Source organism: Caulobacter sp. P1_B12_2 (assembly GCF_056406675.1).
On the sequence record NZ_JBFTZS010000512.1, the window covers coordinates 1 to 8,316 of the forward strand.

Annotated in this window: 10 protein-coding genes and 1 pseudogene; 5 read left to right on the top strand and 6 right to left on the bottom strand. The window is 66.3% G+C overall.

Annotated features, from left to right (window positions below):
- Both AC1DZ6_RS22425 and AC1DZ6_RS22430 read left to right on the top strand, forming a co-directional pair.
- Window positions 1-705 (top strand): NAD(P)/FAD-dependent oxidoreductase (locus tag AC1DZ6_RS22425; protein WP_477099331.1); only part of this gene is annotated, 705 nt, incomplete at its 5' end.
- A gap of 58 nt (window positions 706-763) precedes the next feature.
- Window positions 764-1,399, top strand: coding sequence for a flavin reductase family protein (locus AC1DZ6_RS22430; protein WP_477099332.1), 636 nt, complete (start codon window positions 764-766; stop codon window positions 1,397-1,399).
- Between the two features lie 52 nt (window positions 1,400-1,451).
- Here the strand turns inward: AC1DZ6_RS22430 and AC1DZ6_RS22435 are convergent, their stop codons facing one another.
- Window positions 1,452-2,126 carry a GntR family transcriptional regulator gene (locus tag AC1DZ6_RS22435; RefSeq protein ID WP_477099333.1) on the bottom strand — a complete coding sequence of 225 codons (675 nt, stop codon included), beginning with the start codon at window positions 2,124-2,126 and terminating at the stop codon, window positions 1,452-1,454.
- A 257-nt stretch (window positions 2,127-2,383) separates the two neighbouring features.
- On the opposite strand from AC1DZ6_RS22435, the gene AC1DZ6_RS22440 reads away from it, so the two are divergent.
- Window positions 2,384-2,989 carry an MFS transporter gene (locus AC1DZ6_RS22440; RefSeq protein ID WP_477099334.1) on the top strand — a complete coding sequence of 202 codons (606 nt, stop codon included), beginning with the start codon at window positions 2,384-2,386 and terminating at the stop codon, window positions 2,987-2,989.
- Between the two features lie 445 nt (window positions 2,990-3,434).
- A complete protein-coding gene (locus AC1DZ6_RS22445) occupies window positions 3,435-4,586 on the top strand; it encodes an acyl-CoA dehydrogenase family protein (protein WP_477099335.1) in 1,152 nt (383 codons plus the stop codon).
- A gap of 6 nt (window positions 4,587-4,592) precedes the next feature.
- Here the strand turns inward: AC1DZ6_RS22445 and AC1DZ6_RS22450 are convergent, their stop codons facing one another.
- On the bottom strand, window positions 4,593-4,730 hold the full coding sequence (locus AC1DZ6_RS22450) for a hypothetical protein (RefSeq protein WP_477099336.1): 138 nt from the start codon (window positions 4,728-4,730) through the stop codon (window positions 4,593-4,595).
- Between the two features lie 273 nt (window positions 4,731-5,003).
- Here AC1DZ6_RS22450 and AC1DZ6_RS22455 point away from each other — a divergent pair, with 273 nt between their 5' ends.
- Complete coding sequence (locus tag AC1DZ6_RS22455; RefSeq protein WP_477099340.1) at window positions 5,004-5,363, top strand: EthD family reductase; 360 nt, start codon at window positions 5,004-5,006, stop codon at window positions 5,361-5,363.
- A gap of 45 nt (window positions 5,364-5,408) precedes the next feature.
- Here AC1DZ6_RS22455 and pcaD read toward each other — a convergent pair.
- From pcaD to AC1DZ6_RS22475, 4 genes and pseudogenes are all read right to left on the bottom strand, one after another.
- Window positions 5,409-6,113 (bottom strand): annotated as a pseudogene (gene pcaD, locus AC1DZ6_RS22460) (3-oxoadipate enol-lactonase); the annotation flags it as partial.
- Entirely contained in the window at window positions 6,110-7,315 is a 1,206-nt protein-coding gene (gene pcaF, locus AC1DZ6_RS22465; RefSeq protein ID WP_477099337.1) for a 3-oxoadipyl-CoA thiolase, read from the bottom strand. The pseudogene pcaD and the gene pcaF, both read right to left, overlap by 4 nt.
- The gene (locus AC1DZ6_RS22470) at window positions 7,312-7,959 is read right to left on the bottom strand and encodes a 3-oxoacid CoA-transferase subunit B (RefSeq protein ID WP_477099338.1); all 648 of its coding nucleotides are present in this window, start codon (window positions 7,957-7,959) and stop codon (window positions 7,312-7,314) included. The genes pcaF and AC1DZ6_RS22470 overlap by 4 nt, the downstream gene beginning before the upstream one ends.
- On the bottom strand, window positions 7,959-8,316 hold a 358-nt coding region (locus AC1DZ6_RS22475; RefSeq protein WP_477099339.1), incomplete at its 5' end, for a CoA transferase subunit A. The genes AC1DZ6_RS22470 and AC1DZ6_RS22475, both read right to left, overlap by 1 nt.

Below are 8,316 nucleotides of genomic sequence, written 5' to 3' on the forward strand. Positions count from 1 at the left end.
GGGGAGGCGCTCTCTGGCTTTTACGCGGCCGAGCATCGCCGACGTGGTGTCGATCTTCGGCTGAACGCCGCGGTTGAGGACCTGATCGTCGAGGCGGGGCGGATCACCGCGGTGCAACTGGCCGCCGGGGAGCGCATCGCCACCGATCTGCTGATCATGGGAGTCGGTATCGAGCCGGCGACAGCGCCCCTCGCAAGCGCCGGGGCCAAGATCGGTCAGGGGATCCTTGTCGACGAATATTGCCGAAGCTCCCTGCCCTGCGTCTACGCGATCGGCGACTGCGCCTCACAGTTCAGCCGGCACGCCGGCGGACGCGAAGTCCGCATCGAGTCCGTCCAGAACGCCACCGATCAAGCCAAGACCGTCGCGGCGCACATCATGGCCGCGGCTCGTCCTTACGACGCCCTGCCTTGGTTCTGGTCAAATCAGTATGATCTAAAGCTTCAGACCGTGGGTCTCTGTGGGGGCTACGACCGAGAGATCGTCCGCGGCGACCCGGCCAGTCGCAGTTTTTCGGTGCTGTATCTGCAAGGCGGGCGACTCATCGCCGTGGACGCGGTCAACTGCGTGAAGGACTACGTCCAGGCAAAACCCCTGATCCTGAGCCGGGCCAGGGTTGATCTGGCGCGGGCCGGGGATGCTGCGGTCCCGCTCAAGTCCGCGATCCACCCCTCGGACGCCCAGACCGCGGCCGAGCCCGCGTAGTCACCCGCTATCAGACGCAAAAGGATGCCGGCGCCGCGGCGCCATCGGCAGGGTTCTCATGGATATCGCCACTTCGGAACTGACGCCCGACCGCGTCTACAAGCTCCTGGTCAACAGCATCATGCCAAGGCCGATCGCGCTGGTTTCCACCCTCAACGCCGCGGGCCTGGCCAATGCGGCCCCCTTCAGCTTCTTCAACGCCTTCAGCAACGCCCCGCCGCTGCTGGTGATCGGCGTTGAAGGAAATCGCCGCGGGGACGGCAACCGCTACAAGGACACCGCTCGCAACATTCTTGATCGCGGCGAGTTCGTGGTGAATCTGGTCAGTCGCTCCATCGCCGAGCAGATGGTGGTCAGTTCGCAGGATTTTCCAGACAGCGTCAGCGAGTWCGACGCGGCGGGCTTCACACAAAGACCTTCGCGGCAAATTTCCACGCCAGCGATCGCGGAGTCTCCGGCGAGCTTCGAGTGCCGGCTCTTCGACGTTCGGCATCTTCCTTACGATCGCTGCATCATCACCGGCGAAATCCTCCACATGCACTTCAGCGACGCGGTCATCGACGAGCAGATGCATCTGGACGCCGACGCGCTGGACCTGGTTGGCAGGATGCACGGCGCGGGCTGGTATTCCACCACGCGAGACCGTTTTGAGATTGACCGCGCGTCCGCCGCGCAGCGGAGTGTCAAAGACTGAGCGCCGTCGGCGGCGTCGCCGCGCCTTGGTCAGGCGCGGCCTGTCACAGGCGTCACCGCCCGGTTTCGGCGAGGTCTTCGATGGCCGCGATCAAGGCTTCACGGCTGAGCGCGAGATAGGATGTCCACAAACGGCTCGCCGAGGCTTCGTCGTGGGCGGCGATCGCATCGCGCACCTTTTCCTGGCGCGCCACGATCTCGCCGCGCAGCGCCATGTCCTTGAGCGTCGCGGCGCGAATGAAATCCAGGTGAGGGGCGAATTGCGAGATCAGGCCCCAGAGCACCTGATTGCCGATGCCGTCGAAAACCGCGCGCCGAAACTGCTCGTTGGCGGCGGCGAACAAGGTGTGATCCGCATTGGATTTGGACAGGATCTCAAATTCGATGGCGTCGCTGATGCGGGCCACCCGCTCGGGCCCATATTCCCGAGCCGCCATCGCCACCGCCGCGGGCTCCAGAAGTTCACGTACAGCGATGATCTGCCGGATCTGCTCGACGGTCGGGGTCGGGACGATATAACCGCCGCCCATGCGGGCGTGTAACACGCCCTGTTCAAGCAATTGGTTCAGCGCCTCGCGGATGGGCGTTCTGGACACTTGCAGCCGCTCGGCCAGCCCAAGCTCGGTGATGCGTTCGCCGGGCTTGTAGGCGCCGTGCCGCAGCTCCTTGGATATTGCCGCGACCACCTGGTCGCGCAAGGTCGCACCTTTTTTGAGCGTCGATCCCATACAGTGATGCTTTCCTATGGAGCCGTGCTTGGGTGAAACGCGAGCGTATCGGCGCATGGACTAGCACGGCGCCCGGTCAGTTAAAACCAACCCGCGCTGGCGCATGGAATTGTGTGCAAAACCGCTTGACCCTGCGACGAGTCTGCGAAATGCATACTGTATGCAATAGATCCGCGAATGGGTTGGATCGGGCGTTCAGACGAGCTGGCAAGGCTTTGCCGGCGGCGCTGAAGCAGATGCACAGGGGAAGAAAACGCGTGTCCGACCGACCCACCTCACCGCTGCCCGTCATCCTTCTATGCCTCGGCATCGTGGGGCTTGAAGGCTACGATATCCAAGCTTTTGGCGTGGCCGCGCCCCACATGATGCGCGACCTTTCCCTGGACGCCAGCGCGCAGGGGATCATTGGCAGCGCCGTCATGGTGGGCTTGATTGTCGGCGCCTTCAGCGGCGGAATCTTCTCCAGAGTCGTTGGCCTGCGCGCGCTGCTGGCGGGCGCGACGCTTCTTTTTGGGCTTTGCTCGATCGGCACGGCCTACGCCACCAGCGAGGCGGCGCTGATCGTGGTGCGCTTCTTGGCGGGGGTCGGGTTTGGGGGGGCGCTGCCGGTCGTGCTCTCCATCGCCGCGGAGGTTTCACCGCCGCGGCACAGAACGATCACGGTCACCGCCGCCTTTTGCGGCCTGCCGGCCGGCGCGGCGGCTGTCGCGATCTTCGCGCGATCGATGGGCGCGGACGTCGACTGGCGGATGATCTTCATCAGCGGCGGGGTTCTGCCGATCCTTCTGACCCCGCTGGTCGTCTGGCTGATACCAAACCTCTGCTGGTCGACCGGCTCGGCTTTCGATGGCCCCTGTGCCTGACCTATATCGGGCTGGCCGCGGTCATCGGCTGTCTTGCGGTGAGCAGAGGAGCGGGGGCGATCCTCTTCCTTTCCGCCCTGGCGGGTTTCTTGGTCGTTGGGCCCCAATGCGCGCTCTACGCCCTGATCCCGAGGATCTATCCACCGCACGCCAAGGTGTTGGGCGCCGGCGCGGCGGTGGCCATGGGCAGGATCGGCGCCATTGTCGGGCCCCTTGTCGCCGGTGAGTTTCGGCAGGCGGGCTTTTCGGCCAGTCAGGTGCTTCTTTGGTTGGGGCCCGTGCCCCTCGTCGCGGCGGCGGCCGTCTTCGTCCTGGGGTCCATGGCCAGCACTCGGCAAGCCGCCAGGGCGGACGCGCTCGACAGGAGCCGCGCCCCCAGCTCCCCCGCACAGAACACAAACTGACAGGACGCCGTGACGTCCGCTCAAATCCATCTGGAGATCCCATGACCGCGATTCAAAAGGTCGACCTCGAACCGACCGCCATGACTTTGGAAAAACTCGTGCAGATCATCGCCTCGCGTCGGGGCGAGATCGATGAATTGCGCCATGTTCCCAGAGACCTCGTCCAGCTGATGAAGCAGGTGGGGGTTTTTCGCGCCGGAACGCCGCGCCAGTTCGGCGGCGACGCGCTCGCGCCCGCCGACTTCCTGGCGATGGTCGAGGCGATCGCGACCACCGATGGCTCGGCTGGATGGGTCGCCGCTTTTGGATCGGCCAACACCTATCTGGCGGCGCTGCCGGTGCAGACCCAGGCCAAGATCTACGCCTCGGGTCCAGACCAGGTGTTTGCCGGCGCGCTCTATCCCGTTCAACCCGCGCGGAACGCGGACGGCGGTTGGATCGCTTCGGGGCGGTGGAAGTTCGCCAGCGGCTGCAAGGGCGCCGACTGGATCGGCGTCGGCATCGGGGTTTCGCAGGACGGTGACGCCGAGGGTCCACCCGCCGCGCGCATGGCCGTCGCGCCGGCGGACGAGGTCTCGATCATCGAAAATTGGGACGTCGTCGGGATGCAGGGCACGGGCAGTCATGACGTGGCTGTCGAGGACAAGTTCTACGCGGAGGAATGGACGTTCCTGCGGGGCGCGGCCGGAGTGATCGACGAGCCGCTCTACCGCTATCCGCCGCTTGCCTATCAGGCCCAGGTCCACGCCGTGGTCAATATCGGCCTGGCGCGCGCGGCGCTCGACATGGTGGCCCAGATGTCCAAGGGCGCCAAGATCATGCCCGGCGCGCCGCGCCTTGGCGATCGCGGCTATTTCAAGCTCGCCCTGGCCAGGGGCGAGGCGGAGTGGAGAAGCTCGCGATCCTTTTTCTATGAAGCGATCGAGACGGCCTGGCGGGTCATTCTGGCGGGCGATGAGAGTTCGCCCCAGCAGAGCAATCTGCTCCGTCTGAGCGCCTCGCACGCGGCGCACCGCTGCGCGGACATCATTCAGTCGCTGTACCGAGCGGCGGGCATGTCGGCGATCCACAAGAACAACCGCCTCCAGCAGATCGTCCGCGACTCGATGGTCGTCACTCAGCACGCCGCGCTCAGCGAAGCGACCTTCGACGACATCGGCGGCTTCCTCGCCGGCGTGTCGCCGGGCTTGTGAGCCCGTTCAACCCACCTCATCCGAGCGCTTCAGACGATGTTTTGTCTCTTTCTCACATTCCGCCACGATGACGCCGCGCTGCGACTGGGGCCGTCGGCGGCGTGGGCGCTCGAACGAGCCCTGCTCGCGATCGACGATCTGCATGAGGCTAGGATCCTAACGCCAGCCCAAGCGCGCGATCGATACTATGACGATGGCCCGTCGCCGGTTCTGGCTCTGCAGCTCTATTTCGAGCGCCTGGAAATGCTCGAGCGGGCGGCGGGGCCGGGGGGGGCGCTTGGCGAGATCACCGGCTCACTGGCCGATCTCCTAGGAGGCGTGACCGGAACGCACCAGGCGATGTGGAGCCGGCCGATTGCGATCCCGGGAGCGCAAGATCCCCAGCGGGGTGAGAGCGACGAGGTCCGCTGCGCCTTCATGGTACACTATGACGGCGAGCCGTCCGATGTGAACGAATGGCACAGTTTCTACTTTGGTCACCACGCGCCGATCATGGTGACGTTCCCGGACGTCCGCGAGGTCGAGATCTGCACGCGAGTTGATTGGGTCGACAGCCTGCCCACCCAGCGGGTCAGCTATTTCCAGCGCAACAGGATCGTCTTCGACAGCCCAGCCGCGCTTGAGGCCGCGCTGGCTTCGGAGACACGCGAGCGAATGAAGCAGGATCGCGAGCGCTTCCCGGAATTCTCCGGCCGCTCGCTGCATGTGCCGATGCTTGTGCGCAGGCTCGCCCCCTTGCAACGACGCGGCGGGGACGCCGCGAAGGCGCGGGTCTAGTAGCGGGGGGGGGGGGGGGGGGGGGGGGGAGGCCTGCAGCAAAACGAGACGGGCGTCGGGGAGGGACCTGGCCAGGGCCTCTGCGTCGGCCGGCGGCGTGGCGGGGTCGAGCGTGCCGCCCAGGACCAGGCTGGGTTTGGGGTTCAAGGCGGCGACGCCGCGTAGATCCATGTCGCGAATGGCCGCGCAGCAACCGGCGTAGCCAAGCGGATCGGTCGCCAGCAGGCCCGCCCGGATCGGGGCCACGACTTCGGGATGCTGCAGGGCAAAGCCGGCCGTGAACCATCGCGCCACAGAGGCTTCGGCAATCGCCGCCATGCCCGTCTGCCGGACAGTGGCGATGCGCGCATCCCATTGCTGAGGCGGCCCCATGTAGGCGGCGGTGTTGGCGAGCACCAAGCGGCGCAGCCGATCGGGGGCGCGATAGCCGAGCCATTGACCGGTCATGCCCCCCAGCGACAGGCCGCAGAAATCGACCTGCGCAAGCTCGAGGGCGTCGAGCAACTCGATGACGTCGCGCCCGAGCCGGTCGAGCGAATAGCCCCCTGCGGGGACCGCGGACGCCCCATGGCCGCGGCTGTCGTAGCGCAGCACCCTGAAGCGGCGGGCCAGCACCACCATCTGCGGATCCCACATCGCCATCGACGTGCCCAGTGAGTTTGAAAGCAACACGACGGGCGCGTCGGCCGGCCCGTCCAGGCGCCAGGCGAGTTGGCAGCCGTCCCCCAAGGTCAAGACACCGGTCGTCATGCGCGCTCCAGGATCAGGGCCACGCCCTGGCCGACGCCGACGCACATGAACGCCAGTCCGTAGGTTCCGCCGCGGCGGTGGAGCTCCTCGGCGGCGGTCATGGCGATGCGCGCCCCCGACATTCCCAGCGGATGGCCCAGCGCGATGGCTCCGCCGTTCGGGTTGACCCGCGTGTCGGTAAAGGGGTCGACATCAAGGTCGCGCAAGGTGGCGATGGCTTGGCTGGCGAAGGCTTCGTTCAGTTCGATGACGTCCATCTGCGCCATCGACAGCCCGGTGCGGGCGAACAGACGCCGGGCCGCCTCGATCGGGCCCACCCCCATGATGCGGGGCGCCACGCCCGCCGAGGCCATGGCCACGATCCGGGCCCTCGGTGTCAGCCCATGGAGGCGGACCGCGGCTTCAGAGGCCACGAGCATCGCCGCCGCGCCGTCGTTGAGCCCGGAGGCATTGCCAGCGGTGACCGTTCCTGTGGCTTTCACCACCGGCTTCAACGCCGCCAACGCCTCCAGGCTCGTCGATCGCGGATGCTCGTCGCGATCGAAGCGGGTCGGATCGCCTTTGCTCGGCGTCAGACTTACCGGGACGATCTCGGCGGCGAAACGGCCAGAAGCCTGGGCCGCCGCCGCCTTCTGCTGCGAGGCCAGGGCGAAAAGGTCCTGGTCCTCGCGGCTTACCTTCCAAAGTTCGGCGACGGTCTCGCCGGTCTGCGGCATCGTATCGACGCCATAGGCCGCCCGCATCGCCGGATTGATGAACCGCCACCCGAGGGTCGTGTCTTCCAGGGTCTGATCGCGGCCAAAGGCGCTGGAGCTCTTGCTCAGCACATAGGGCGCGCSCGTCATGCTCTCCACGCCGCCGGCCAGAATGAAATCAGCGTCGCCGGCCCGGATCGCCTGCGCCGCCGCGCCGACCGCGTTTAGTCCCGAGCCGCACAGGCGGTTGAGCGTTGCGCCCGGAACGGTCTCGGGGAGACCCGCGAGCAGCCCGGCCATCCGCGCGATGTTGCGATTGTCCTCGCCCGCCTGGTTGGCGCAGCCCAGCAGGCAGTCGTCGAGGCGGGCCCAGTCGACACGTTGATTGCGCTTGACGAGTTCGGCAATGGGTATGGCGGCCAGATCGTCCGCCCGAACCGTCGAAAGCCCGCCGTTCAGCCGCCCGATCGGCGTGCGGACCGCGTCGCACAGATAGGCCTGGCTCATGGCCCCACCGTCGCGGCAATGGGGGCTTCGGTGTTTTGACGCACGTCTTCCTCGGTGACGCCTGGCGCGGTTTCGACGAGGCGAAGCGTGGCTTGGATCCGATCAACCTGCAGGACGGCCAGGTCGGTGATGATCAGGTCGACCACGCCGCGGCCGGTCAGCGGCAGGGTGCAGGCGTGGCGGATCTTGGGCGTCCCCGCCTTGGAAACATGGTCCATCAGCACGACGACGCGCTTGACCCCGGCGACCAGGTCCATCGCGCCGCCCATGCCCTTCATCATCTTGCCAGGAACCGTCCAGTTGGCCAGATCGCCATTGGCGGCCACCTCCATCGCGCCGAGGACCGCCATGTCGATGTGCCCGCCGCGGATCATCGCGAAGCTCTCGGCCGAGGAGAAGAAACTCGAACTGGGCAGGGCGGTGATGGTCTGCTTGCCGGCGTTGATCAGGTCCGGGTCGGCTTGGCCCTCGAACGGAAAGGGGCCGATGCCCAGCATGCCGTTTTCGGACTGCAGGGTCACGTTGACCCCAGGGAGGACATGATTGGCGACCAGGGTCGGGATGCCGATCCCTAGATTGACGTAGTAGCCGTCGCGCAGTTCGCGCGAGGCGCGAGCCGCCATTTGATCGCGGGTCCAGGCCATCAGGCTGTCTCCCTGGGGCGAACGCTGAGCTTTTCGATCCGTTTTTCGTTGATCGTCGCCTTAACGATGCGATCGACATAGATGCCGGGCGTGTGGACGCAGTCAGGATCGAAGGTTCCCTCGGGGACGATTTCTTCCACTTCCGCGACCGTGACCCGGCCGGCCGTCGCCATGTCGGGATTGAAGTTGCGGGCGGTCTTGCGAAACATCAGATTGCCCGAAGGATCGGCCCGCCACGCCTTGATGATCGACAGATCGGCCTTGAGCCAGGTCTCGCGAACATATTCCTCGCCGTCGAACACCTCGGTGGGTTTTCCGGCGGCCACGACGGTGCCCACCCCCGTCTTGGTGTAGAAG